This window comes from Acinetobacter sp. IRS14 (assembly GCF_034650275.1).
Classification (GTDB): domain Bacteria; phylum Pseudomonadota; class Gammaproteobacteria; order Pseudomonadales; family Moraxellaceae; genus Acinetobacter; species Acinetobacter oleivorans.
Window position 1 is genome coordinate 46,129 of record NZ_JAOVFN010000017.1, and the last position, 25,054, is coordinate 71,182.

Sequence of the window (25,054 nt, forward strand, 5' to 3'; positions counted from 1 at the left end):
TTCCTAAATTTAAAAATCATTCATTAAGATATAGGTCTTTTAATTTCATCATTTGTTCACGGTTATCGTGTTGCCAAGGATGAAAATCTTTAGAATAAAAATCTAAGTAACTGCGACTAATTTTTCGGATCACACCTTGACTGCCAAGCAAATATTTCAAACCCACATATAGATTTTTAAAATCTCTATTTTTGCCAGAAGCCTTTAAAAGCTCTTTTGTTCCTCTGGTAGTAATAATGAGAAAAGAAATCGTGGTTTCTAACATCACTAGTCGTAAGAAGTAAGGTCTATTCACTAAAGATTGGTAGACATCAAACGCCACAGCTTTATGCTCTGTTTCTTCAATCGCATGCCAAGCCCAAATTTTCCGCAAATGAACATCAAACAACTCTAAGTCTTGAGGCGCGATGCTAATAAAATAGTCCGCTAAAATTGCCGTTAAATGCTCCATACATACCGTGCAAGCCAATTGATGCTCTAAAGAAAATCGTTGCTGCAACATACGGTTCATCTTTTTAAAACGCTTATAGATACGTTCAACGGGATAACCTTTTTTAAGCATCGCAGCATTAAGCGCATCGTGCTCTTTGCCGTGATGTGCTTCTTGACCAATAAAAGCTCGGACTTGTTTAAGCAAAATAGGATCGCTAATTTTGTCCTGATAATTACGCACACTATAAATAAACTGCCGTTCACCATCTGGGAAAGCACTTGATAAGGCTGTAAATAACATGGTCAGCAAGGGATTATTTTTAAACCAAAACTCTGGTATTTCATCTGGAAAAGATAAGTCTAACTGGCGCACTGTAATGTCAATTGATGCAGAAATTTTAGAAAAATCTTGGGCTGGTTTTGACTGAAAAAATGCGTTCATGTTTATTCTCCAGTTATAAAACGCGTGGATTAAACTGACGTAATAAAAATAACGGCGTGCGTAAACGAGGTATTTGAATCGGTGGAATTAACCCTCCCGACAAATCAACGCGATGTAATCTGGCCTCTATAACTTCGCCTAACCCCATATCATGTAAAGGATCGTTTGCTGTGCCTGTAAAACGTAAGTTCATTTCAACCTGACGCACTTCAACTGGATGCTCTTTCGGGGTGAATCGAACTTCACGGGGTAAACCAATTCCTAATCCACCCGTAATATTCCGATGCGGTAATCCTAAAATTGGAGGTGCATCATGAATAACTTCACCAAGCTTGGCTTCCATTTCAATGAGTGTTGTGCCTCGGCGTGAAGCTTTGCTTAAAATGCGTTTGCCATCATTTTCCCAGCTAATTTCTCCCATCTTTTTAGGGTAGCCGAGCAATTCACGGCCAATAATCATGGCTCGGTCATCATCCAAAATCATCCAAGGACAAAAGATTCCTGTTCTGTTGCCAACTTTAATATGAACAAATAGACCCGCTTCATGGTAAGCACCCGTATAGACATTTTCAGGGAAATACGCACAAAACAGATCGGCTATGGCAGGTTTAACCAGTGTCATTCCAGAAGGTAACCAACGTGCCATCGCTTTTTCATCGACTTCAACGACAGCAGTCAAATAGTGGGCATTGTGATAAAGCTTATTGCCAAGATTGGCTAAACCCACAGGCACACGTAAGTCATTAATCAATTGTTTCATGGGCTTAATCTCGAAAATACTTGTTTAAGAATGGGCAGCAAAATAATGCGTGGTGTGTAACGCCCTCCAAAGGTTTGGGCCTGTGCCACGAAACCCGGAATCACAATTCGACAATTCCGATCCATTCCCTGAATGGCTTCTTTGGCGACGCGTTCTGCGGTTACCCAAACAAGACCGCCACCAACACCATCAATTTTTGTAATGCCTGCAACTTCATTAAAACCAGTTTTGGTTGGCCCCGGAGCCAGTAGCGTACAACTGACACCTGTTCCTTTAAGTTCACTATGTAATGACTCGGCAAAAGAATTGGCAAACGCCTTAGTTGCTGCATAAGTTGCATTTGCTGGAGTCGGCTGATGACCAGAGGTAGACCCCACAATGAGTATTGCCCCAGCTTTTCTTTTAATCATTTCTGGCAACACAGCTAAAGTCAGGTCATGAATTGCCACCGAATTAACTTCAACTTCTTCACGCTCTCGGTCTGCATCTAAGTCTTGTAGGCAACCAAAAGTCGCAAATCCAGCGTTATTACAAAGAATGGCTACTTCAATATTTTCTAAATAATCACGAAATTTAGCTCGCGCCGCCCGATCACCCAAATCACATGGATATAAATCTACGGATATTTGATATTCGGCTTTTAATTTTTCTGCGAGTGTCTCTAGTTTGTCTACACGACGTGCCACCAAAACTAACGAATAACCGCGCATAGCAAACTGTTTTGCTAGCTGTTCACCAATACCCGATGAAGCGCCAGTAATCACAACTCGAGAGGAAGCTTGTGGAATAGGTAAGCTCATAATTGATGCTCAAAATATAGTAAATTGATTATTCCGAACTTTTAACTTGAGCGTGAGATGTGGATCAGACATACTGATAATCATTTTCGGCCATAATAAAAAACAATATGAAAGATCCTTATGGGCTTTCCAAAGCCAGCATTCCTATTTCTTATGCGCATTTGTTATTAGAAATCATGGTCGAGAAAGGGTTTTCAGCCCTTGAGATATTGAAAAAAAGTAAAATTCCCTTAAACCTTTTAGATCAATTAGATGCACGAATTACTCCTGTGCAGTGGTCTAAACTGGCGTGGGAAAGCTTGTTATTGTCGAAAGATTCTGGCTTAGGATATGAATATGGACTAAAACTGCGTTTAACTGCTCATGGCCCGATGGGATATGCCTTAATGAGTAGTCAAAACCTGCGTCAGGCGATTGAGGTTTCAACACAATTCTTTAATATGCGATTAAAAGATTATCGTATTGCTTTGCTTGAAAATAATGAGTTTTCTATTATTGAAATTAATGAAACTCACCCAATTGTCAGTAATCAACCCGAACAGGCTGAAACGCTTAGACGATTTTTTTATGAATGTTTAATGATTGGTGTGATTCAAACTGGCCAATTTTTAATAGCACATAATTTTGACGAAATTGAGTTATGGGTAGATTGGCCAGAACCTACCTATCACAAAGTCTATCAGCATTTATTGCCACCTATTCGATTTAATCAAGCAACTAATCAAATTCGATATAAAAAACAGCTTCTAGATTTACCCATTAAAATGGCAGATCCGATTGCCTTTAAACAAGCTCTGGCGCAGTGTGAAGCTGAACAAATCCGTTTTTCAGAGCAAATTAAAGATATATGCCTGACCGTAAAGGCCGAACTAAACTTAAAACCACAGGTGGGTTATCCCTCATTTGATGAAATTGCGACTCGCTTAAACATGTCTAGCCGAACATTGCGGCGCCATTTGAACCAAGTCGGTTCTTCATATCTACAACTGCTTGAAGAAGCTCAACAAAAAGAAGCTGAACATTTGTTACTTCATAGTGATATGGATATACAAGAAATTGCGCTTTATCTGGGCTATATACAACCTACAAATTTCACACGAGCTTTTAAGAAATGGACAGGTCAAACACCCATTACATTTAGAACGAATCAATAATGTAGATCTAACAAAATATATCTTGCTGTCTTGCTATTTTTATGTATGATTGAGTAATCACTCAATTAATGTGTTTATATATGGCTCGTCCACGCAGTGAAGATAAACGTAATGCAATTTTAAGTGCTGCTATTGAAACATTAGCAGAGCTTGGCGAGCGTGCGTCTACCTCAAAAATTGCAAAAGTCGCTGGTGTAGCAGAAGGTACTTTATTTACCTATTTTAGCAATAAAGAAGAACTGCTAAACCAGTTATATCTTTCACTAAAGGCTGAACTACGTCAGGTCATGATGCTTGGTTACCCTGCTGATTCTGACCTACAAATACAAATGTCGCATATTTGGCAAAGCTATTTGGACTGGAGTTTAGAAGCTCCTCTTAAACGTAAAGTCATGGCACAGCTTTCGACTTCGGAACAAATTACTGAGCAAAGCAAACAAATTGGCATGCAAACCTTTTGTGACCTCACCCAAAACATTCAAGAATGTATTAACGATGGCAAATTAAGAGATTATCCACCGTTATTTATTGCTTCAATTTTAGGTGCGCTTGCAGAAGTTACACTTAATTTTATTACCCAAGACCCTTCTCAAGCCGAGCGTTATCGTAAATCTGGTTTTGAAGCGTTTTGGCATGCAGTTTCAATTTAGATAAAAGTTAAGGATGCGCGGCGTCCTTATTTTTAAACCAATTAATGAGTGAGCAAATACTCATTTAAATAAATCAAAATAAGCACTTAGCCCAAGTTCTTATTTGCACATATAGGTTTGTTCCAATAAGGAAAAACAAGATGACTATTTCAAACACAACAGACTTGCCTTCTCCCTTAATGCCATCTCAACAGCACAATGGCAAATTTAGAAATACGCGTCCAAACCAACACAAGCCTTCTTTTGGCAAAACACTTCAGCTGATGTGGAAGTTTTTATTTAACAAACCAAAAGACACCGTTCCAAACAAAGAAATTCCTGTTTTAAGTTTGTCGAAAGAGCAGTTATTAAGTGCACCCGATCGCTCTCTATTTCGTTTGGGCCACTCAACTATCTTACTAAAACTGCAAAATGAATTTTGGTTAACCGACCCAGTTTTTTCAGAACGTGCATCACCTTTTCAATGGCTTGGACCAAAACGCTTCCACCAGCCACCGATTAGCATTGCGGACTTACCGCCCATTAAAGGCGTGATTTTGTCGCATAATCACTACGACCATCTCGACTACCATGCAGTGATGCAACTTAACGATAAGGTTGAGCACTTCTTAACACCGCTTGGTGTGGGTGACACACTCATTAAATGGGGAATTCCAGCAGAAAAAGTTCAACAACTTGATTGGTGGGATACTACTCATGTGGATGGACTAAAATTGGTGGCTACCCCTGCGCATCATTTTTCAGGCCGTGGTATGGGCGATAGTAATGCGACCCTTTGGGCTTCGTGGGTGATTATTGATAATGACTTGCGTGTATTTTTTAGTGGTGACACAGGCTATTTCGATGGATTTAAAGAGATTGGACATCGTTATGGCCCCTTCGATCTAACCATGTTAGAAACTGGTGCTTACGACCCTGAATGGCCTGATGTTCATATGCAACCAGAGCAAACTTTGCAAGCACATATCGATTTAAAAGGTCGTCATTTGTTACCTGTACACAACGGTACTTTTGATTTGGCACTTCATGCTTGGGATGACCCGTTTGAACGTATTGTCGATTTAGCTAAAGAAAATGCGTTAGCGATTAGCACACCGCAAATGGGAGAACTCTTGAATCTTAATGAACCAAATGTCGAAAATTATTGGTGGCGTTCGTAAGTTTGACGAAATTATTTGGAGAGTAAAAGAATGCTTTTGCTCTCCAATCTTTAAATTTTAACTTGTCTTATGTGCCTTCCAAGGAAACTTAATTGTGCACAAAACAAAAACCAGAAATAAAAATTGGGAAATATACATATAGTTGAGTAAGTCTCGGCCCACTTTTAATGTAATCCAAGTGTTGTGAATGACATCACTAAATATAATGAGAAAAGTTAGAATTAAGCCGATACGAGGTCTATAAAATAGAAGAATTGCTGCAAGTGGATCAATAAACGTTAAAGATGTCCAATAAATACAGGTAAATAGTGGTGCATTGTTATAGTCCCAAAACAAACCGTGCATCAAAACTGTTTGTAAATGGTTGAACCCTGCACCGATAAGACAAAGTGCATAAATACATCTAATAATAAATTCAGTTTTCAAAACAACTCTCTTATTCATTCATCGTGCTATGTAAAAAATATTTTTATTCAGATAAAGCTATTCAATATTTTAATTGAAACAATCTACACAAATATAATTTAAAAGACTCTATAAATAAATGATAAATGTCTAACCCCTTTCCTCTATCTTACTTATAAGTTGTGAACTACCTCATTAAACATCTATTAGAAATTTTTACACTCAAGTGAACTAAATAAATTATTAAAAATTTATTATTTAATAAAATTTAAATTATTCAATTAGATATATTCATGATTAACGCTTTAAAAGAGTCTTTTTCAAAACTAGGACTAACTTCGTCTTAGTTTTATTATTGACTAAAAACGCAGACTGCATTAGTCTGTGTTTGTAGTTGATCAATTATGAAATTAAATGGCTTATATCACTAGTAGCGTCGAGTATGCGATTCACTGTCTTCTTTTTCTTGTGAACAATGAAGATAAACCTTTGAGTAGTAAGGATCTTGCTGAATTACAAGGAGTCTCTCCAAGTTTTATGGCCAAGATTTTTCCTAAACTTGAAAAGGCAGGTCTCGTTATTGCTCAAGAAGGTGTTCGTGGTGGGTATTTACTGGCTCGATCTGCTCATGAAATCAGTTTTTTAGATATTGTGAATGCAATCGAAGGTGAAAAACCACTTTTTGAGTGCCAAGAAGTTCGTGGTAAATGCGCAGTCTTTAATCATGCTCCGCCAGATTGGGCAACCAGTGGTGTGTGTGCAGTGCATGCCGTCATGCTACAGGCCGAAAAAGCCATGCGAGACGCTTTAGGTGCTCATACACTTGGTGATATTGCTGACCGTTTTGGCCGTTATGCACCCGACGTATTTTTTAGTGATGTAAATGGCTGGATCAATGAACGCATCGAAGGAAGAACAGCAAAAATGCGGAAAAACAAAATCTCACGGGATACCCCCGACTAATGAGCTGAAAGGGTCTCAAACCCTAGAGCAATAACACCCCTAATCGTTTTAAACGCCTTCTCAGATTTTTCGGACAATCAGAGAAAGGATTCGCTCACCCTAAATTTTGTGATGAGTTGGAATGTGTTGTCCGAAAATCTATCAAAAGGATAATCAAATGAGCAAGCGTATTATTATTGCAGGTTCTGGCTTTGCTGGTTTATGGGCTGCACTCGCTGCACAAAGAGCAATTCACTTAGCGTCGCAAGAACAAAATATTGAAGTGGTGATGGTTTCTCCTAGCCCGAATGTTGGTATTCGTCCTCGTCTTTATGAAGCTGTGCTTGAAAACATGAACCCTGATATTTCAGAGTTATTAAGTGTGGTTGGGGTTAAATTTCTGGCAGGTTGGGTAAATAAAATTGATGCCGACCAACAGGAAATTGAAGTTTCAACCACCGATGGCAGCAAACAAACTTTAAGCTATGACCGTTTTATTCTGGCAACCGGAAGTACTACGTTTATGCCGCCTATATCGGGTCTTACCGAATATGGCTTTAGCGTAAGCACACTAGAAGATGCGGAGAAACTAGATCAGCACCTTAAAAACTTAGCCAATAAACCTGCAAATGCAGCGCGTAATACGGTGGTCGTTGCAGGTGGTGGTCTTACTGGGTTAGAAACCGTTACCGAAATGCCTGAACGTCTGCGTAGCATTTTAGGTGAAACTGATGTCCGTGTAGTTTTAGTTGATTCCTCAACAGAAATTGGCGCGGCGATGGGTGACCAAGCAGCTACAGTTATACGAGAAGCTCTCACAGAACTCGGTGTGGAAGGTAAAGCTGGGCTACGCGTTACTGCACTTAATGCATCAGGGGTAACGCTTTCAAACGGCGAAAGAATTGAAACAGAAACCGTGATTTGGACTGCGGGCATGCGAGCCAACCCACTCACCTCTCAAATTGCTGGTGAAAAAGATAATTTAGGCCGTTTGATTGGGGATGCTTATTTACACGCACCTCAAGCAAAAAATATTTTTGTGACTGGCGACACTGTAAAAGTTCCAACTGATGATTTAGGTAACTTTAACGTGATGTCTTGCCAACATGCCATGAGTCTAGGTCGTGTAGCGGGTTACAATGCTGCCGCAGAACTAGTTGATTTACCACTTCATCCATACAGTCAACCGAAGTATGTGACGTGTGTTGACTTAGGTCCGTGGGGCGCACTTTATAGCGAAGGTTGGGATCGCCAAGTTCAATTTGTGCGTGATGCAGCTAAAAAAATTAAACAAGAAATTAATACCGTCTGGATTTATCCACCAGCCGCAGACCGCGAAGCAGTTTTTGCAATAGCAAACCCTGATTTTGTGATTGTTCCTTAAAAATTAGCCGTGCTAGATCCCAGCCGACAAGCAAAACCGTCACTGGTTTTGCTTGTCGGATTTATGTTTGAATCATTAACAATTACGACTTTTCTAGCTCTGCTACTATTGCTAAAGCCGTCTTTCTAGCTGAAAAAGGGTTTTGACCTGTAATTAACTTGCCGTCTTGAACTACATATGGTGCAAAGGGAATAAAAGCTTTTTCATAATGAGCGCCATATTCTTTCGCTAACTCTTCGGCATTGTACGGCACTTTTTTTGCTACCCCTGCCAGAACCTCTTCACTCCAAGCAAAGCCTGTTAACTTCTTATGTTTTATCAGTCGCTCACCATTTGAAAGTCGTACATTGAGCAAGCCACAATAGCCATGACAAACGCTGGAAACTATGCCGCCATTTTCATAAATATTTTTGGTGATTTCTTGAAGTTGAGGGTTATCTAAAAAATCCCACATCACACCGTGACCACCTGTGTAATAGATTACGTCATAATCTTGCCAATAAATATCGGAAGGCTTAAATGTATTTGCTAGCAGCATAATAAAAGATTGATCTTTTTCTCGGTCTTTAACAGACTTATCTGCAACTAAAGGCAAAAGTGACTTAGGTTCAATTGGAGTTTTACCGCCATTTGGGCTAACAATATCTTGTATGTAATCTTGCTTTTCAAACTCATCATAGGCATGAGTGAGCTCGCCTAACCATAGCCCTGTTGGTTCATCTACATCCTTATAACGTGAAACATTGGTGACGACGTGTAATATGCGTTTAGACATTTTCTCACCTCATTTTTCATATTTATAATTCTATTCTTTCATCTATCAAAGCATAGAAAGCTGTTACTTAAAGTGTGTGGTTAGTAAAGTTATGAACCTTGCTTTTACACTACTATAAGTCTAAAGTTAACTTTAATGTCAATAGAGTCTGTGGCCATGAATATTAGCGAGTTATCAAAATTAAGCGGCTTAAGCACCCCAACAATTCGTTACTACGAGCAAATCAAACTCTTACCTAAAGCAAAAAGAAAATCGAATGGTTATCGTGAATATACCGATAACGATTTGAAGCAACTTTCTCTTATTCAACAAGCCCAGCAAGTTGGTTTTTCTTTAGCAGAAATTAAAGCTTTTTTGCCTTCAAAAGTTGCCATTTGGAACCATGATGCCCTTATTCAAACAATTGAATTAAAAATTCAGGAAATAGAACTTTTAGAACAAAAACTCAAGGTGAGTAAGCAAAACTTACGTATCATGATTAATGCCATTAATGACAAACCTGATGAAATTACGTGTGAGCAAAATGCAGAACGGCTCATGAATCTCTATTTCGACAAAGCCAAAACACCGTAATTTCTTCGAGACCTATTGACCTTAAAGTATGCTTTAAACATAAGATTGGCTACAGGTGATGAATGAGGACCTGTCATGTTTAAAGTTTGGAATTTTCAGCGTTGGTTAACCATTATTTTTGCCATTTTTTTGACTACACATGTGGTACATGCCGCTGAGTCAAATAAAGCTCAAAGCCTTACCAAAGCAAACGGAAAAATTTTAGTCGTAATGACTAATCACTCGGATTATCCTTCCCGTTCTGATAAAACAGGACTTTGGCTGACCGAACTCACTCATTTTTACGATGTCGCTTTGGCTGCTGGCTATGACATGGATTTTGTAAGTCCTTTAGGTGGTGAAGTTCCACTAGATGAACGTAGCTTAAAGTCTATTTACTTAGACAAATCTGCCCGTCAGCATTTAGCCGACCCAGCCTTTATGCAGCGGTTAAAAACAACATTAGCTCTAAATGTGATTAATCCTTCGCAATACAAAGCCATTTACTATACCGGTGGCCATGGAACCATGTGGGATTTCCCAACCAATAAAGCTTTGCAAAACATTAGTGAACAGATCTATCGCCAAGGTGGAGTCGTTTCAGCAGTATGCCACGGCGTAGGCGGTTTATTGCCTTTACAGGATGAAAATGGCAAATCCTTAATTGCAGGTAGAACCGTGACTGGTTTTGCAAATATTGAAGAAACACTTTCAGGTATTAAGTCTCAAGTTCCTTTTTCTCTACAAAATGGTCTCATTGAACGTGGAGCAAAATACAAGGAAGCGTTTATTCCGTTTACCTCGTATGTAGTTTCGGACGATAGACTTATTACTGGACAAAACCCTCAGTCGAGTAAAGAAATTGCTGAAGCAGTTGTTAAGCGTTTAAGTACAATTCAATAAATATAAAAAAGACGAATTACAGACCAGCACTGTAATTCGTCTTTTCCATACAAATATTATAGAAAAAAATCAGCTTATCTTTTGATAATGAAGACCGATGGCGCCAGAAGCAAAAGTTTTATTTTCAATGAGTTTAAGATTGGTCTTTTGCTGAATGCCTTGGAATAGTGGCAAACCACTACCAATCAGTACGGGCGAAACGGTAATTTTATATTCATCGATTAAACCAAGTTGCAGCAAATAGTGCGCGAACCGCGGACTGCCCAGAATCACCATATCCTTACCCGCTTGCTGTTTGAGCTTATTAATTTCTTCTTCAACATGGTCTTTTACAAGACGGGAATTATTCCATTCAACTGTATCTAAAGTAGTTGAAAAAACGATTTTTTCAGTCTTTTCAATCCACTCAGCGTGATTTCGTTCATGCTCCGAAGCTTCTGGGTTTGAAAGCATGGTTGGCCAGTAATTATGCATCATCTGGTAAGTCGCACGTCCCCAAATTACCGTATCGGCAGTGCTCAAAATCTCTTTGGCATGATTTGCTAAATCGGCATCGTAAGCAATCCAGCCTATGTCCATTGCCCCATTTGGACCTTCGACAAAACTGTCTAGCGATGCATGTAGAAACAGTATGAGTTTTCTCATTATTCTCATTCCTTTGTTATGAAAAATATTTATCGCTTTTTAGTATATTCAATTTGAATTATTTCTTATGGAGTGTTTTGTTTTCTATTTTTCTTTTTATCTATAGAAAGCTATATTTACTTGAAATATTTAAAAATAACCCGAACAAGAATGACTCCTTATTCGGGACTATCTATCAACATGCTGTTTTAATAAGGGCTTTATTAATTAATGACTAGCGGACCAGAACCCGGCAGCTCAGTCACTAGTTTATAACCCATCAGTTTTGCTGGCGTATATGTACCGCCTTTCACGGTATTTTTGAGTAAATAATTCACCACAGTCAGTGAGCCATTTACGGTAAGGCTATACGCATTTTCCGTTTGAATGCGGGCAGTTTTGATTTCCCCACGTGAATTTCTGGCTTCACCCCAAACATAGGTAGGTACTTTCGCGCGGAGTTCCTCATTTGGTCCCACAACTGTTTTTTCAATACGCGACTTAATAAACTTCTGCACGGCATTGATTTTTAATACTGGGCGTAAATAGTTCATCATTTTCGCACCAAAAATCATTTTGGGAAATGCGGGTACAAATACTTCAATGTTTGGAATACCTGTTGTATAGAACGCTGTAGATACATCTCCCCATGGAACACTCATGGCACTTTTTTTACCGTCACCAAAATCAATGGTCCGCACATAATGTGCTAATGGAACGGTGGTAATTTTTCCGTTTTTACGAATTTTTCCGCCTTCGGCCATGCCTTCTGTACTTGTTTTAGCAGTACCCGGTGAAAACCCTGTTCTAGAGTCAAAACCAAGTGCTAAATGGGTCGCATCTGGCAACGCTTCTTTCAGTGCAGCAGCGACACAATCTGTCGGAATCACATCGAAACCAACACCCGGACAAAGCACAACATCGGCTTTTTCAGCTTGACTATTAAGTGACTGTGCCAATTCAAATACAGCGATTTCACCCGTAATATCTAAATAGTGAGCACCAGCTTTAATACACGCTTCCATCATGGGTTTTGATGTTGCTGAAAATGGTCCTGCACAGTGCATGACCAGTTTAAAGCCTTGGAGTTGTTCACTGACCGCATCTACATTATCCAGCCCAAAAGCTTTATAGTCGAGTCCCAGCTCCTGAGCTAATGTTTCAACCTTAGCTTTGTTACGACCAGCCAGAGTTGGTTTTAGACCTTGGCGTACAGCTTCACGAGCGATTAACTCGCCCGTGTAGCCATTTGCTCCATAAATTATCCAGTTTGAATCGTTAGGATTTGTCATAACACAACTCACTTATTTAGAAGCAAATGAATAGTCACGCATGCCTTTTTTGTATTGGCGGGTACGGCATGACATAGCTGATTGTTGCAAAATTAAAGCCCAAGCTGGTGAAACATTTGGTTTTGTTTTTTTACCAGCGCTTAAATTACGTAACTGGAATTTGACCACAGCCATATTGGCAAGTGAAGCGAATGTTTTATTTTCCCACGTAATTGGCTTGAGTTCAGGTGAAACATTTTTGCCTTGTTTCCAAGCATTTGGCAAATTAGGTTCAATCGCTAAAGCTGTGGCAATACCAACCATATCTACACCACTTTCAACCACTTTCTCTGCCACTTGTTTACGGCGTATGCCACCTGTGACCATAACAGGCATTTTGGCAACTTTACGAATTTCTTGCGCAAATTCTAAAAAGTAAGCTTCGCGAGCAAGTGTACGGCCATCACGTGCTTGGCCTTGCATTGCAGGCGCTTCATAGCTACCACCTGAAAGTTCAACCAAATCGACTGCATGCTCATTTAACATTTTAACCACCTGCTGAGCATCTTCAGCGCTAAAACCGCCACGCTGGAAATCGGCTGAATTTAGTTTCACTGCAACGGTAAACTCTGGCGAAACCACTTTACGCACCGCTTCAACAATCTCAATTAAAATACGAGCGCGGTTTTCTAAAGAACCACCCCAACGATCTTGGCGTTTATTGCTCAGTGGTGAAAGAAACTGGCTTAATAAATATCCATGCGCTGCATGAATTTCCACACCAGTAAATCCTGCTTTTTCACCTAAACGTGCCGTGTTTGCAAAACGCTGAATCACTTCTGCAATCATAGATTCAGTCATTTCAATTGGTGTATTAAAGCGATTTGACATTTTGCCAAGATCAAGTGAAATAGCCGATGGCGCCCACGTCTGCTGACCAAGGTTCGCTTGCATTTGACGCCCCGGATGGTTAATTTGAAGCCAAATCTGAGCGCCTTTTGAACGACCAATTTGTGCCCATTTTTTAAAAGTATCCAGATGCTTTTCATCTTCAAGCACTACGCCGCCCGGTCCAGTCATCGCTCGGCGGTCTACCATCACATTTCCAGTAATGATTAGACCTACACCACCATTTGCCCAAGTTTGATATAAACGCATTAATTCTTCTGATGGTGCATGGTTTAAATCGGCCATGTTTTCTTCCATTGCCGCTTTAGCAATACGGTTAGGAACATGTGAGCCATTTGGGAATACTAATTTTTCGAACACTTTCATTGGAATGACCTCATTCATTATGGCTTTACTTTAAGATTAAAGCTAACTTTAATGTCAATACCTTTTCGCACTTCTAGATTTAATTAATTGAATTTATTATTTTTATATAAAAAAAGAGGCACTCGACATGCCTCTTTTTTTAAAATTTTAAAACTTTTAATTATTCGCGAATAAATGCCAATAAGTCAGCGTTAATCACTTCATGATTTACAGTTAACATGCCGTGAGAAAAACCTGGGTAGATTTTGAGTTGGCTATTTGGGAGTAACTCTGCAGATTTCACACCAGAAGTTTTATAAGGCACGATCTGGTCATCATCACCATGCAACACTAAAACAGGAATGGTGATTTTCTTTAAATCTTCTGTAAAATCAGTTTGTGAGAATGCCACAATACCATCGTAATGTGCTTTTGCACTGCCCGTCATACCCTGACGCCACCAGTTAGCAATGATACCTTCAGATGACTTCGCATCTGGTCGGTTAAAACCATAGAACGGGCCAGATGGAAGGTCTCGGAAAAATTGCGCACGGTTGGTGAGAACTTGATTTTGCAGGTCGTCAAAAACTTCTTTTGGTAAACCTTCAGGATTACTTTCAGTTTTAACCATTAGTGGTGGAACTGCACTGACAAGAACAGCTTTTGCAACGTTTTCTTGACCGTGACGAGCAATATAGTGAGCAACTTCACCGCCACCTGTAGAGTGTCCAATATGAATTGCATTTTTAATATTCAGATGTTTGACCACTTCTGCGACATCATCTGCGTAGTGGTCCATATCATGACCATCCCACACCTGACTTGAACGTCCATGGCCACGGCGGTCATGAGCAACTACACGAAAACCTTCTTTAAGGAAAAAAAGTAACTGTGTGTCCCAATCATCTGAACTTAAAGGCCAACCATGATGAAAAAATAAAACTTGGGCATCTCGTGGTCCCCAATCTTTATAGAAAATTTCTACGCCATCTTTTGTGGTTACATATCCCATCTTTGTTCTCCTGGTAAAACTGCTTGTTGATTCGTTATAAAGATTTGAATATTTATACTAAGCTTAAAGTTAACTTTAAGGTCAACTATCTTAATCATCTTTTAAAAATAAAATTTATATGAAGACGCTCATCAAGTTTGTATCTTTTTAAACTTTAATTGTTTTTATTTTATTTCTTTTAAATGTCAAAGATTTGACATGTCAAAATTAAAGCCTTGACTTTAAAGTTAGCTTTAAACTTATAGTGACCACATTGGCTATTAATTAATACGTCTTGTTAAAGACAACGGTAGCTACTCGGTCAATTAATGTAAAGGTGAACTCCAATGAATATAAAACAACAATTTACTGAGGTTGAATTCGGGCAACAAAAAGTCAAAGTACCGAAAGGTGGTTATTATGACCGCTTTAGAATGAATCCTGACCTAGATGAAGTGGCTCAAGATCCAGCTGCTGGCAATATCGACTTTTTCCGTCATATTCCTAAAAAAATTGTGGAATCCCGAGTAGGTCCTGTTTGGGCACCTAACTTTTATTATCGTAGTGCAAATGTTCAGTTGTTAATGCTTGCTCCGATTAAGCAAATTAAAGCAAAACTTCCCGCTGCTTTAACGCCGTTACAACCATTTCCGGGCTATGGTTTGGTCGCCGTCACATTCTTTACCTATTCAGTTTGTGACAATGACCCTTATAACGAAGTATCGATTGCGATTGTTGTCCGTAAGCCTAATGCTCGTGGGCCACATATCGTAGAGTTAATGAAATCGATGCGTCAACGTCATTTTTATGCGCATGTTTTAGCTTTGCCAGTTGATACTGAAATTGCCAGAGTCCGTGGTGTATATGGTTACCAACTACCAAAATGGTTAACTAAAATTGATGTCGAGATTAACTCAAAAGAAGTGCAAGCCAATATTTTTGATGTTAATGGAAAATTAGATTTAAGTTTAAAAACTGCTGTTCCTACTTTAAAAAGTGTCGATTCTGAAACACATATTAATAAAGCAACTATGCTACATGTAGTGGATGGAAAATGGCACCAAACAGACGTTCAATCTAATATTCTTTCTTTTGCGCAAAAGCTTTTTCCAAAGAATGTTCAACTCGAAAAAAATGAGGGGCCTTTAACTAATTTGCTAAATGAATTAGGTGCTTCAAAAATTTTACGCTTAGATGTTATTGAGGATGCTCAGGTGGTGCTTAATTTGCCAGTTAAAATTTAGTAATGCTTTATTCAATAAGATTAGAGTAGTTAAACTAGATATATAAACATATTTCATGATTGTATTTTCTACATCTAAAAGCCTACTAACTAAATAGTAGGCTAGTTTTCAATACATTATTACCAAATTTTATTTCAGTAGCGATAGTGTGTTCTTTGAAATATTAAGGATTAGGTTGTTGTTTATTATCAATTTTTAGCACTATTGCCCCCCTTATCTATTTTATTAAATCTTTCTTGAGTAAGAAAATAAAACCCAAAATCACATGGTAATTTTGGGTTGATATAAAAAAATAAGCACGATTTATATGCGAATATTTGGAGACAATAAACCATGTTTAATCAATCGCGCGCGAATAATATTTCGGCTTATTCCTAGTAATTTTGCAGTATGCAATTGATTGTGATGACAATATTCATAGGCAGCTCCTGTAATTTCTGCCTCTAATTGCTCATTTAAATCTTCTATTCCTTGTTCAAACCAACTAAACAGCAATTGTTTTAAAGTTTGATTTGAGTTGCGATAAATCGAAAAATCATATTCCGAAGTGAGTAATTTATGCTTGAAACCGGAAAGTTGGAAATCATAACTTTGAATCACCCTATTTTTACAAATGAGCAATGCATGATGAATTGCATTTTCTAACTCACGAATATTTCCCGGCCAATGATAATCAACGAGCAATTGTTGAGCCTCTTCACTTAACATAGGCGGTTTCTTATTCAGACTCTGCGAATAGTCATAAATGAAGTGCTGTGCTAGAGGCAAAATATCACCAGTTCGTAGGCGAAGCGGTAAAACATGGAGCGATGCAACTTTTAATCGAAAATATAAATCTTCTCTGAAATTACCAGCATATACGGCTTCTTCTAATCGAATATTCGTTGCAGCAATTACTCTGACATCAATTTTTTTGGTCTGTCGAGAACCAACCCGAACCACTTCATTTTCTTGTAAAATTCTTAGCAGCTTCACTTGAATGCTTGGTGACAAATCACCAATTTCATCTAAAAAAATGGTTCCGCCATGCGCTGCTTCAAACCACCCGATCTGATGGCTTATGGCTCCTGTAAAAGCTCCTTTTTCATGACCGAACAACTCTGTTTCAGCTAACGTATCAGATAAAGCACCACAGTTTACAGCAACAAAGGGTTTATTTTTCCGATTAGATAAAGCATGAATCTTTCGAGCAACCAGTTCTTTACCTGTTCCTGTTTCACCAACAATTAAAACGGAAGCTTCGCTTGGTGCGATTTGTTCAACATAAGACATTAAACACTTTGAATTTTGATCTTCAAATACATATGCACTGGCTTTAACCGTACGTACGAGTTGGCGAGATTCGGGATGTTTGACGATATCCATAATAATCTCCAAAATTTAAAGTGGATGAGATCAATCTGAACGAGTACTTTTTCTTAAATCAGAAAAATAGCTAAACAACGTAGCTTAATCTAAGTTTTCTAGATAACTAATACCAATAATATTAAGTGCAAATAATATTAAATTTAATTATTTGCTCATTTAGAGTACTCGATGTGAAATAGGCAACATTCCAAAAGCATAGTGTTGTTTATGCAACAGTACATCAACACTTTGAATTTAAAGCCAACCTGCCACATGAGAAAAAAGATACAGTCTGTTGAAATTTAATAAATATTTTATTGGCATAGTGTTTGCTCGCAGCATCCTATGAGACTTTAGTTTGGTTGATCTCTTATGATTTATCTAGCTATAACAACTTATAAATCAATTGAAGCACCAACCAATTATTTATTCGTCCTTCACGCCACATCGTGAAAGTAAGTCTTAAATTATGTCAAAAATAGATAAATAAAGGATAAGGCAAGTATGAACGTTTTTAATCAGAACCACAGTATTCGTAGTCTTTCTGATGTCATTCCTGTTGCACAGTCTCTGACTCAGCAGTTTGCGCAAACTGCTATAGAAAGAGATAAAGTTGGCGGTACTCCTAAACATGAACGTGATTTAATTCGTCAAAGTGGTCTTCTTTCTTTATCCATTCCAGAGCAATTTGGTGGCTTGTCCGGTCAGTGGCAAGACATCTTTGATGTTGTCAAAATCTTTGCTCAGGCTGATAGCTCACTCGCCCATGTTTTTGGTTTTCATCATTTGCTTTTAGCAACGGTTCGCTTATTTGGTAATTCACAGCAATGGCAGCGTTGGTACCAACTCACTGCTGAAAAATCGTGGTTTTGGGGAAATGCATTAAACCCACTCGACAAACGTACCGTCGTAAAAAAACAAGATGACTGGTACGAATTTTCGGGAAAAAAAAGTTTTTGCTCAGGTGCGCTTGACTCAGAAATGCTTATTGCATCAGGAGTAGATGAAAAAACTGGAAATCTTTTAATTGCAGCGGTACCAACCTCACGCTCAGGAATTACGTTGTACCATGACTGGGATAATATTGGACAACGTCAAACAGACAGTGGTAGTTCCATTTTCGAACGGGTTCGTGTTGAAATAAAAGATATGTTGCTTGACCCAGGGCCACTAAGTACACCATTTTCAACGTTAAGACCTTTAATTGCACAATTGGTTTTTGTGAATATGTTCTTGGGCGTTTCCGAAGGCGCAATGCTTGAAGCCAAACGTTATACAAAAAATGAATCACGTGCATGGTTTTTATCTGGTGTGGAACATGCAGATCAAGATCCTTACATCTTGCGACACTATGGTGAGTTCTGGTTAGAGCTAGAAGCCTTACGCCTGTTAAACAAAAATGCGATTACCAAACTACAAGAAGCATGGGACATTGCCGAAAACCTGACAGAACAACAACGTGGTGAGGTTGCTATTGCTATAGCAACAGCAAAAGTAGCAGCAACACGAACAAGTCTAGATATTACCAATCGTATTTTTGAGGTGACAGGAGCCAGAGCAACTCAGGTGTCATTACGATTTGACCGATTCTGGCGCAATGTAAGAACACAAACCTTACATGACCCAGTGGAATATAAGCTGCAAGATTTAGGAATTTGGGCTCTAAATGATCTTTATCCCAAAGCGTCATTCTATTCATAACATCATCGACAATTGAATACTTAGGAATAACCGATATGCATCGAACTCCCACCGACAGAAACCATTTGATATAAATGAGAGACCTATATTAGATGCGGCATAATATTGTTACCCTACCTGAAATTACCCAGCGCAGTGACTCGCATAAAGCCACAGCACAGGTATTTAACGACCCAGAATCCAAAAAATTGCTTGAATATATCAAGCAGATTGCACCCAGCGAAGCGAGTGTATTAATTCATGGTGAAACAGGTACAGGTAAAGAGCTCATTGCCAGACAAATTCATAACCATAGTAAACGGCGTAATAAACCGTTTATTGCGGTAAACTGTGGGGCTTTTTCTGAGACCCTTGTTGAAAGCGAACTCTTTGGTCATGAAAAAGGTGCCTTTACAGGGGCATTATCGAGCAATGCGGGGTGGTTCGAGGCTGCAAACGGTGGGACATTATTACTTGATGAAATTGGGGATTTATCTAAACGGATTCAGGTTAAACTTTTAAGGCTATTACAAGAACGTGAAGTAGTCCGTTTGGGCTCTCGTAAAAGTATTCCTGTAAATGTACGAGTACTCGCAGCAACAAATGTAAACTTAGAACAAGCCATTCTTAGCGATCAGTTTCGCGAAGACTTATATTACCGCCTTAATGTGGTTACCTTAAACATTAAACCTTTACGTGAACGAAAAGGAGATATTTTACCTCTCGCCTATCACTTTATTGATAAATATCATGCTCAACTTGGTTATGACAAAGCCGATTTTTCCAGCGCTGCAAAAGAAAAAATCAGCAATTACTGGTGGCCTGGTAATATTCGTGAATTAGAAAACATGATCCATCATGCGCTATTAATTTGCCAAAATGGCATTATTGAAAGTCATGATCTCACATTAATTCAACCACCCACTCAACTGAACCAAAATAAGCTTCAAGAAAAAAAAACCAGTGAACCCGTCATAAATCCTAAATTAAAAGAAGTTTTTCATCAGCTATTTCAGCAAAATGATGGACAAGTTTATGCACAATTTGAAGAGCAATTATTACGAATCGCCTATCATTATTGTCATCAGAATCAAGTTAAAACTGCACAAATGCTAGGTTTAAGTCGTAATGTCATTCGTTCCCGACTGATTGATTTAGGTGAGTTGGTTGTAAATAAACGCGGCGAATAAATTATTTTTATCTATCAATATCAAGCCAGTCATCAATCATTTGATTGATGACTGGCTATTAAAAGCTAAGCAATCTCTCCTAAATATGCTTTTTGAATTTGTCCGGTTTCATAAAGAACTTGAGTCTGTCCAGAAACTTTGACTTCTCCACTTTCGATGACATACGCATAATTGGTGTAGCCAAGTGCCAAACGAATATTTTGTTCGGCAACTAAAAAACTCACACCTTGCTCTTCAGAAAGCGACTTAATTAATTCAAAAATTTCATAACTAATCTTAGGAGCTAACCCCATTGAAGGTTCATCTAATAAAACCAACTTTGGCTCTGTCATCAATGCGCGACCAATGGCAAGCATTTGCTGCTCACCACCAGAAAGATAACCAGCCAATGTCTGCTTCTTTTCAGCAAGCCTTGGAAAATATTGATAAACTTTTTCTAATGCAGTTGAAAGTTTGGTACCCGAATGATGCGAAATAAAACCGCCTGTCCTTAAATTTTCATCAACAGTCAAATGTGTAAAACAATGACGTCCTTCAAGGACTTGAACCAAACCTTTTTTGACAATATCACTTGGATTTTTCCCAAGTATGGATTCACCCTGATATTCAATTTTGCCACGGTGAATTTGCCCATTTTCAGCAAAAATCAACTGTGATATTGCTTTCAGAGTTGTACTCTTACCAGCTCCATTGGCACCAAGCAATGCAACAATAGAACCGGAAGGAACAGTTAAACTCACCCGTTTAACCGCCAAAATACTCTGGTCATATACGACTTCAATATCATCGACATTTAACAACGGTTCACTGCTTTCAGGTTTGATACTGTTTAATGATTTAGACATGCGGTCATCTCCTGATCTTATTCTTCAGTTGCGCAATCTCGAATTTTTATGCCTTGCTCTTTGGCATATTTTTCTGAAGATTGTTCAATAATCGGACGTAATAAGCTGCGATCTGCTTGTACCCAATCACTAATTACTTTCCACTCTTTACCGTCCCATTGTTGGAAACGTACCGCACCACCGCCTTCATGATCTTGACACGATAATTTTAAAGGCTGTACCAAACCATATGCACCAAGTTCTTTTAGACGTGCTTCAGTTAAGTTGATATGTTCAAAGCCCCAACGGACCTCTTCACCAGTAAGCGGACGTTTACCAAATTTATTTTGTGCCACACGTACTGCTTCTACATTCAAAATACCGTTTACCACACCTAGGTTATAGTAAACCGTACCGAAACGATTTTTATCGGCAAGATCTGACTGGCCTTTATCAACAACAAGTTGTTTAATTTCTTGTAATACAGAAAAATTCGTTCCTGATGGATGAGTCGTAATTGAAATAAACCCATTTGCCGCAGCACCTGCTGGGGCAGCATCTTCTTCTGAGTTTGACCAGATATTCCCAATAATTTTATTGGTTGGGTAACCCACTTTCTGTGCAGTTTTTAATGCAACAGGATTCATCACACCCCAACCACGAAGAATGACCCAATCCGGTTGAATCCGTCTAATATTTAACCATTGAGATTGTTGTTCATTACCAGGGTGTGGTACTTCAATGTTGGTTACTTCAAAGCCATACTTTTTCGATAAAATCTCAATGACTGGAATCGTTTCTTTGCCGTAAGGAGAACCGTGATATAGAACCACGATTTTTTTACCTTTTAGTTTTTCCAAGCCACCGCTTTGCTGACCTAAATAATTAATAATTGCAGATACTTCACTATATGGATTGAGCTGCAATGGAAATACGTATGGGAAAACACGGCCATCCGTAGAATCTGTACGCCCATGATTAATAGTAATCAACGGTAATTTATCTTTTGTTGAACGCTCCAAAGTTGCATAAGCGATACCGACAGATAAAGGGTTGGTTGCAGCAGCAGGCGCTCCATTTAAACCATTCTTCAAACGCTCATAGCATTCTACCCCTTTTTCTACTACATACTCGGTTTCACACTCAGACCACACCAGCTTCACGCCATTCACACCGCCTTTGGCATTGACGGCTTTCATGTAGTCAATAAAGCCCCCGAAAAAGCCCGTTCCCCCAGCAGCGTAAGGGCCAACCCGATAACTCTGTAACGGGAAATACTGGGCATTTTTATCCGATAATTGTGTTTGCTGCTCAGTTGCGGCTTGTTGTTTTTGCTCAGGTGGATTTTGTTTGTCTTTTTTCGTGACAAACACAATAGCGACTAAAGCGATGGCAATAACCACCAGCCAAAACCACAAGGATTTAAATAACTTCATAAATTAATCTCTAAATAAACAGACAAAAGTGTTGTTAAAACAATTAGTAACGTAATGGCCATTTTCTTAATCTGTGATACAAATTACGTAGTAAACGGCTTAATCCTTCTGGTTCCTTGATCAAGAAGTAAATGATCAAAGCCCCGAAAATAATTTTTTGTAGATTCTGTAGTAGTGCTTGATCGATAGCCTGTCCGAAAACAACTTGCCCCAAAACACTCAATAAAATAGGCAACAGCACAATAAATGCGGCGCCCAAAAAGCTACCTGTTAGGCTGCCTAAACCACCAATAATGATGATGAATAGAATTTGAAATGATCGATTAAGATCTAGCCCATCTGCTTCAATGGTTCCAAGATAAGCAAAAGCCCAAAGTGCTCCCGCAATACCGAGATAAAATGAACTGATCGCAAACGCCAGTAATTTAGTCTGGCTCACCGGAATGCCGATAGTGGTTGCCGCAGTTTCCATATCTCGTACAGCACGAAAATTACGACCATATTGACTATTGATCAGGTTGCGAGCCAAAACAATGAGAACCACGACAATACTTAAGGTCAATAAATAGTGCCCGACTGGGCTATTTATGGAATAACCCAATATTTTCATACGAGGAGCAGTAATCACCCCCGAAGCATTATTGTTAGTAAACCAACCATACTGTGTGAATAACCACGGTATGAAAAACTGTGCAGCCAAGGTGGAAACAATTAAATAAAAGCCTTTAATTCGAAGACTTGGCAGACCAACCACAACCCCAGTTAAAGCAGCAATTACACCGCCCAAAAAAATGCTGACCAGTAATGGCAACTGAGGAATTCGCAGCTCTAAGTTATAAGTTGCAAATGCGCCCACTGCCATAAAAGCTGCGGCACCTAATGAAAGTTGTCCGGTATAACCTGTCAGAATATTAAGTCCCAATCCGGCAAGTGCCAAAACTAGAAAAGGGACTAAAATTGCATTAAATAAGTAATCTGGCCCCACAAATGGAACGAAAAGAAAGGCAATCAATAGTGCAAAAATAAATAAAATACGATGCTCTTTAAGCCGAAAAATGCGTTTCTCATCTTGATATTGCTGTACGTACTGTCTTGCTTGGCTAAATAAAAACATGGCTTATACCCTCGTCACTTGTTTCTGACCAAACAGACCAGTTGGGTATACCAATAAAAAGAGAATCGCCAGCACATATGGAAACCAGTTTTCAATTCCCGAGCCAATAATGCCGCCTAAATAAATCTCTGCTAGTTTCTCGGTTGCTCCCACAATCAAGCCCGCTAAAATCGCACCTGCAATCGAAGTAAAACCACCAATAATCAGTACAGGTAAAGCCTTTAGTACCACCAATGAAAGCGAGAATTGAACACCTAAACGTGCGCCCCACAACAAACCAGCGACTAATGCAACAAACCCTGCCACTGTCCAGACTAATATCCAGATATGATTTAAACGGATCCCCACAGATTGTGCGGCTAAAGGATCATCAGCAACAGCACGTAGTGAAATGCCAAAGCGAGTTTTACTAAATAAAAGAGATAAAATAATGACCAATGTTCCAGCAATACCTGTTGCGAACAGATCAAACTTGCTCAGCATGATGCCAAAGAAATTAATGGGTGAATCAGAAATTCCCAGATCTAATCCATGGACCTGTGTTCCCCATACAGTTTGAGCTAATCCCTCAATGACATAACTCAAACCCAGAGTTGCCATAAACAATGTAATGACAGAGCGATTAATTAAATGTTTTAAAATCAATGCATCGATCAGTAGTACCAGCACAAAAATGACAAATAGCGTGACAATAAAGGCCACCACAAATGGAATGCCACGTTCAGTTAAATTGACAAAAGTTAAGGCTGAAAATAAAACCAAGGAACCTTGTGCAAAATTAAAAACACCCGATGCCCGATAAATCAAAACAAACCCAATGGCAACCAAGGAATACATGACACCTGCCAACGTACCCCCTAGCAAGACTTCTAGAAAAAATGACATATAAAAACTAACCTCTTATTTTTAATTTATTTGTATATGCTCAATGCGCTTCAAGCGCTTGAATCCCTAAATATGCACTCAGCACTTCGGGATGTTCTTGAATTTGTTGTGGAGTGCCTTCTGCAATCTTTTTGCCATAGTCCAGCACCACAATATGGTCGGAAATATCCATCACAACAGCCAAATCATGCTCAATCATGAAAATGGTTATATCCAACTGTTGATTTATCTTTTGAATAAACTTGGCAATATTTCTTTTTTCAGCATGGTTCATTCCAGCCATTGGCTCATCTAAAAGCAGAAACTGAGGTTCTGCTGCCAATGCTCTTGCCAACTCCACACGTTTTTGCAAACCATAAGACAACGAGCTAACCAATTGGTCCCGGTATTCTTGTAGATTCAACAGTTTTAAAATTTCTTCAGCTTTAAAACGCTGTAAGTCATCATTTTTCTGAGTGCTTGGTAAAGACAATAATGCACCTAACAATGAATGACGACTTTTTAATACCCGTCCAGTTAAGACATTGTCCAATACTGACATTTGCTTGAAGAGTGCTAAATTTTGAAAGGTGCGCGCAATTCCTAAATACGGTGCATGCTTTGCCTTATAGTTATGCAAAACCTGACCAGCAAAAATAATCTGACCAGATTGCGGCTGATAAATGCCATTAATAATATTAATTACTGAACTTTTGCCTGCACCATTGGGACCAATTAAAGAATAAATCTCCCCCTCTCTCACCTCTAAGCTAAGCTGCTTGAGCACTTGTGAAGAGCCAAAAGATAAATCAATTGCCTTAAGTTCTAGCAATACCACAGATGATACTGACATATA

At 38.9% G+C, this 25,054-nt stretch carries 25 protein-coding genes; 10 read left to right on the forward strand and 15 right to left on the reverse strand.

The window, feature by feature from the left end; genetic code table 11:
• Positions 1-16: 16 nt before the first annotated feature.
• From ODQ17_RS14305 to ODQ17_RS14315, 3 genes are read right to left on the reverse strand one after another with little or no spacing between them, the layout of a single operon-like run.
• Entirely contained in the window at positions 17-874 is an 858-nt protein-coding gene (locus ODQ17_RS14305; RefSeq protein WP_322904510.1) for a metal-dependent hydrolase, read from the reverse strand.
• A 13-nt stretch (positions 875-887) separates the two neighbouring features.
• Positions 888-1,634 carry an acetoacetate decarboxylase family protein gene (locus ODQ17_RS14310; RefSeq protein ID WP_322904512.1) on the reverse strand — a complete coding sequence of 249 codons (747 nt, stop codon included), beginning with the start codon at positions 1,632-1,634 and terminating at the stop codon, positions 888-890.
• Positions 1,631-2,434, reverse strand: a complete 804-nt coding sequence (locus ODQ17_RS14315; RefSeq protein ID WP_322904515.1) for an SDR family oxidoreductase — start codon at positions 2,432-2,434, stop codon at positions 1,631-1,633. Before ODQ17_RS14315 ends, ODQ17_RS14310 begins: the two co-directional genes overlap by 4 nt.
• 107 nt (positions 2,435-2,541) lie before the next feature.
• Between ODQ17_RS14315 and ODQ17_RS14320 the strand changes: the two genes are divergently transcribed.
• The 3 genes from ODQ17_RS14320 (at position 2,542) to ODQ17_RS14330 (ending at position 5,398) form a co-directional block, all read left to right on the forward strand.
• On the forward strand, positions 2,542-3,588 hold the full coding sequence (locus ODQ17_RS14320; protein ID WP_322904517.1) for an AraC family transcriptional regulator: 1,047 nt from the start codon (positions 2,542-2,544) through the stop codon (positions 3,586-3,588).
• 80 nt (positions 3,589-3,668) lie between these two features.
• Positions 3,669-4,238 carry a TetR/AcrR family transcriptional regulator gene (locus ODQ17_RS14325; RefSeq protein WP_322904519.1) on the forward strand — a complete coding sequence of 190 codons (570 nt, stop codon included), beginning with the start codon at positions 3,669-3,671 and terminating at the stop codon, positions 4,236-4,238.
• A gap of 140 nt (positions 4,239-4,378) precedes the next feature.
• The gene (locus tag ODQ17_RS14330) at positions 4,379-5,398 is read left to right on the forward strand and encodes an MBL fold metallo-hydrolase (protein ID WP_322904522.1); all 1,020 of its coding nucleotides are present in this window, start codon (positions 4,379-4,381) and stop codon (positions 5,396-5,398) included.
• A gap of 57 nt (positions 5,399-5,455) precedes the next feature.
• Here ODQ17_RS14330 and ODQ17_RS14335 read toward each other — a convergent pair whose 3' ends face one another.
• A complete protein-coding gene (locus tag ODQ17_RS14335; RefSeq protein WP_026056125.1) occupies positions 5,456-5,824 on the reverse strand; it encodes a hypothetical protein in 369 nt (122 codons plus the stop codon).
• 393 nt (positions 5,825-6,217) lie between these two features.
• Between ODQ17_RS14335 and ODQ17_RS14340 the strand changes: the two genes are divergently transcribed.
• Entirely contained in the window at positions 6,218-6,766 is a 549-nt protein-coding gene (locus ODQ17_RS14340) for an RrF2 family transcriptional regulator (RefSeq protein WP_003651943.1), read from the forward strand.
• 157 nt (positions 6,767-6,923) lie between these two features.
• On the forward strand, positions 6,924-8,129 hold the full coding sequence (locus tag ODQ17_RS14345; protein WP_322904524.1) for an NAD(P)/FAD-dependent oxidoreductase: 1,206 nt from the start codon (positions 6,924-6,926) through the stop codon (positions 8,127-8,129).
• 82 nt (positions 8,130-8,211) lie between these two features.
• On the opposite strand, the gene ODQ17_RS14350 is transcribed toward ODQ17_RS14345, so the two are convergent.
• Positions 8,212-8,904, reverse strand: a complete 693-nt coding sequence (locus ODQ17_RS14350; protein WP_322904526.1) for a type 1 glutamine amidotransferase domain-containing protein — start codon at positions 8,902-8,904, stop codon at positions 8,212-8,214.
• Positions 8,905-9,060: 156 nt separating this feature from the next.
• On the opposite strand from ODQ17_RS14350, the gene ODQ17_RS14355 reads away from it, so the two are divergent.
• Complete coding sequence (locus ODQ17_RS14355; RefSeq protein ID WP_322904528.1) at positions 9,061-9,477, forward strand: MerR family transcriptional regulator; 417 nt, start codon at positions 9,061-9,063, stop codon at positions 9,475-9,477.
• A gap of 75 nt (positions 9,478-9,552) precedes the next feature.
• Complete coding sequence (locus ODQ17_RS14360) at positions 9,553-10,359, forward strand: type 1 glutamine amidotransferase domain-containing protein (RefSeq protein WP_322904530.1); 807 nt, start codon at positions 9,553-9,555, stop codon at positions 10,357-10,359.
• A gap of 69 nt (positions 10,360-10,428) precedes the next feature.
• Here ODQ17_RS14360 and ODQ17_RS14365 read toward each other — a convergent pair whose 3' ends face one another.
• From ODQ17_RS14365 to ODQ17_RS14380, 4 genes are all read right to left on the reverse strand, one after another.
• Entirely contained in the window at positions 10,429-11,004 is a 576-nt protein-coding gene (locus ODQ17_RS14365; protein WP_322904532.1) for a dihydrofolate reductase family protein, read from the reverse strand.
• Positions 11,005-11,207: 203 nt separating this feature from the next.
• Positions 11,208-12,275, reverse strand: a complete 1,068-nt coding sequence (locus tag ODQ17_RS14370; RefSeq protein ID WP_322904534.1) for a saccharopine dehydrogenase family protein — start codon at positions 12,273-12,275, stop codon at positions 11,208-11,210.
• Between the two features lie 12 nt (positions 12,276-12,287).
• Positions 12,288-13,529 carry an NADH:flavin oxidoreductase/NADH oxidase family protein gene (locus ODQ17_RS14375; RefSeq protein ID WP_322904536.1) on the reverse strand — a complete coding sequence of 414 codons (1,242 nt, stop codon included), beginning with the start codon at positions 13,527-13,529 and terminating at the stop codon, positions 12,288-12,290.
• Positions 13,530-13,689: 160 nt separating this feature from the next.
• The gene (locus tag ODQ17_RS14380; RefSeq protein WP_322904538.1) at positions 13,690-14,520 is read right to left on the reverse strand and encodes an alpha/beta fold hydrolase; all 831 of its coding nucleotides are present in this window, start codon (positions 14,518-14,520) and stop codon (positions 13,690-13,692) included.
• A 326-nt stretch (positions 14,521-14,846) separates the two neighbouring features.
• Here ODQ17_RS14380 and ODQ17_RS14385 point away from each other — a divergent pair, with 326 nt between their 5' ends.
• Positions 14,847-15,743, forward strand: coding sequence for an acetoacetate decarboxylase (locus tag ODQ17_RS14385; protein ID WP_322904540.1), 897 nt, complete (start codon positions 14,847-14,849; stop codon positions 15,741-15,743).
• 303 nt (positions 15,744-16,046) lie between these two features.
• Here ODQ17_RS14385 and ODQ17_RS14390 read toward each other — a convergent pair whose 3' ends face one another.
• Positions 16,047-17,108, reverse strand: a complete 1,062-nt coding sequence (locus ODQ17_RS14390; protein ID WP_322904541.1) for a sigma-54 interaction domain-containing protein — start codon at positions 17,106-17,108, stop codon at positions 16,047-16,049.
• 486 nt (positions 17,109-17,594) lie between these two features.
• Between ODQ17_RS14390 and ODQ17_RS14395 the strand changes: the two genes are divergently transcribed.
• Positions 17,595-18,791 (forward strand): acyl-CoA dehydrogenase family protein, encoded by a 1,197-nt coding sequence (locus ODQ17_RS14395; RefSeq protein WP_322904542.1) that lies wholly within the window; start codon positions 17,595-17,597, stop codon positions 18,789-18,791.
• Positions 18,792-18,883: 92 nt separating this feature from the next.
• Entirely contained in the window at positions 18,884-19,960 is a 1,077-nt protein-coding gene (locus tag ODQ17_RS14400; RefSeq protein ID WP_322904543.1) for a sigma-54 interaction domain-containing protein, read from the forward strand.
• 65 nt (positions 19,961-20,025) lie between these two features.
• On the opposite strand, the gene ODQ17_RS14405 is transcribed toward ODQ17_RS14400, so the two are convergent.
• From ODQ17_RS14405 to ODQ17_RS14425, 5 genes are read right to left on the reverse strand one after another with little or no spacing between them, the layout of a single operon-like run.
• Positions 20,026-20,805 (reverse strand): ABC transporter ATP-binding protein, encoded by a 780-nt coding sequence (locus ODQ17_RS14405; RefSeq protein ID WP_282496590.1) that lies wholly within the window; start codon positions 20,803-20,805, stop codon positions 20,026-20,028.
• Between the two features lie 17 nt (positions 20,806-20,822).
• Positions 20,823-22,220 carry an ABC transporter substrate-binding protein gene (locus tag ODQ17_RS14410; RefSeq protein WP_322904544.1) on the reverse strand — a complete coding sequence of 466 codons (1,398 nt, stop codon included), beginning with the start codon at positions 22,218-22,220 and terminating at the stop codon, positions 20,823-20,825.
• A 43-nt stretch (positions 22,221-22,263) separates the two neighbouring features.
• Positions 22,264-23,334, reverse strand: a complete 1,071-nt coding sequence (locus ODQ17_RS14415; RefSeq protein ID WP_322904546.1) for a branched-chain amino acid ABC transporter permease — start codon at positions 23,332-23,334, stop codon at positions 22,264-22,266.
• A gap of 3 nt (positions 23,335-23,337) precedes the next feature.
• Positions 23,338-24,219, reverse strand: a complete 882-nt coding sequence (locus tag ODQ17_RS14420) for a branched-chain amino acid ABC transporter permease (RefSeq protein WP_005305864.1) — start codon at positions 24,217-24,219, stop codon at positions 23,338-23,340.
• A 40-nt stretch (positions 24,220-24,259) separates the two neighbouring features.
• Positions 24,260-25,051 (reverse strand): ABC transporter ATP-binding protein, encoded by a 792-nt coding sequence (locus tag ODQ17_RS14425; protein ID WP_272315224.1) that lies wholly within the window; start codon positions 25,049-25,051, stop codon positions 24,260-24,262.
• Between the last annotated feature and the right edge of the window lie 3 nt (positions 25,052-25,054).

Bases quoted from the DNA above. Each gene is read 5' to 3' on its own strand.
- ODQ17_RS14365 (WP_322904532.1), bottom strand. From the start codon at position 11,004: ATGAGAAAACTCATACTGTTTCTACATGCATCGCTAGACAGTTTTGTC.
- ODQ17_RS14425 (WP_272315224.1), bottom strand. From the start codon at position 25,051: ATGTCAGTATCATCTGTGGTATTGCTAGAACTTAAGGCAATTGATTTA.
- ODQ17_RS14415 (WP_322904546.1), bottom strand. From the start codon at position 23,334: ATGTTTTTATTTAGCCAAGCAAGACAGTACGTACAGCAATATCAAGAT.
- ODQ17_RS14375 (WP_322904536.1), bottom strand. From the start codon at position 13,529: ATGAAAGTGTTCGAAAAATTAGTATTCCCAAATGGCTCACATGTTCCT.
- ODQ17_RS14345 (WP_322904524.1), top strand. From the start codon at position 6,924: ATGAGCAAGCGTATTATTATTGCAGGTTCTGGCTTTGCTGGTTTATGG.
- ODQ17_RS14405 (WP_282496590.1), bottom strand. From the start codon at position 20,805: ATGTCTAAATCATTAAACAGTATCAAACCTGAAAGCAGTGAACCGTTG.
- ODQ17_RS14380 (WP_322904538.1), bottom strand. From the start codon at position 14,520: ATGGGATATGTAACCACAAAAGATGGCGTAGAAATTTTCTATAAAGAT.
- ODQ17_RS14320 (WP_322904517.1), top strand. From the start codon at position 2,542: ATGAAAGATCCTTATGGGCTTTCCAAAGCCAGCATTCCTATTTCTTAT.
- ODQ17_RS14350 (WP_322904526.1), bottom strand. From the start codon at position 8,904: ATGTCTAAACGCATATTACACGTCGTCACCAATGTTTCACGTTATAAG.
- ODQ17_RS14385 (WP_322904540.1), top strand. From the start codon at position 14,847: ATGAATATAAAACAACAATTTACTGAGGTTGAATTCGGGCAACAAAAA.
- ODQ17_RS14330 (WP_322904522.1), top strand. From the start codon at position 4,379: ATGACTATTTCAAACACAACAGACTTGCCTTCTCCCTTAATGCCATCT.
- ODQ17_RS14395 (WP_322904542.1), top strand. From the start codon at position 17,595: ATGAACGTTTTTAATCAGAACCACAGTATTCGTAGTCTTTCTGATGTC.
- ODQ17_RS14420 (WP_005305864.1), bottom strand. From the start codon at position 24,219: ATGTCATTTTTTCTAGAAGTCTTGCTAGGGGGTACGTTGGCAGGTGTC.
- ODQ17_RS14400 (WP_322904543.1), top strand. From the start codon at position 18,884: ATGCGGCATAATATTGTTACCCTACCTGAAATTACCCAGCGCAGTGAC.
- ODQ17_RS14315 (WP_322904515.1), bottom strand. From the start codon at position 2,434: ATGAGCTTACCTATTCCACAAGCTTCCTCTCGAGTTGTGATTACTGGC.
- ODQ17_RS14360 (WP_322904530.1), top strand. From the start codon at position 9,553: ATGTTTAAAGTTTGGAATTTTCAGCGTTGGTTAACCATTATTTTTGCC.
- ODQ17_RS14325 (WP_322904519.1), top strand. From the start codon at position 3,669: ATGGCTCGTCCACGCAGTGAAGATAAACGTAATGCAATTTTAAGTGCT.
- ODQ17_RS14310 (WP_322904512.1), bottom strand. From the start codon at position 1,634: ATGAAACAATTGATTAATGACTTACGTGTGCCTGTGGGTTTAGCCAAT.
- ODQ17_RS14370 (WP_322904534.1), bottom strand. From the start codon at position 12,275: ATGACAAATCCTAACGATTCAAACTGGATAATTTATGGAGCAAATGGC.
- ODQ17_RS14355 (WP_322904528.1), top strand. From the start codon at position 9,061: ATGAATATTAGCGAGTTATCAAAATTAAGCGGCTTAAGCACCCCAACA.
- ODQ17_RS14390 (WP_322904541.1), bottom strand. From the start codon at position 17,108: ATGGATATCGTCAAACATCCCGAATCTCGCCAACTCGTACGTACGGTT.
- ODQ17_RS14340 (WP_003651943.1), top strand. From the start codon at position 6,218: ATGGCTTATATCACTAGTAGCGTCGAGTATGCGATTCACTGTCTTCTT.
- ODQ17_RS14305 (WP_322904510.1), bottom strand. From the start codon at position 874: ATGAACGCATTTTTTCAGTCAAAACCAGCCCAAGATTTTTCTAAAATT.
- ODQ17_RS14410 (WP_322904544.1), bottom strand. From the start codon at position 22,220: ATGAAGTTATTTAAATCCTTGTGGTTTTGGCTGGTGGTTATTGCCATC.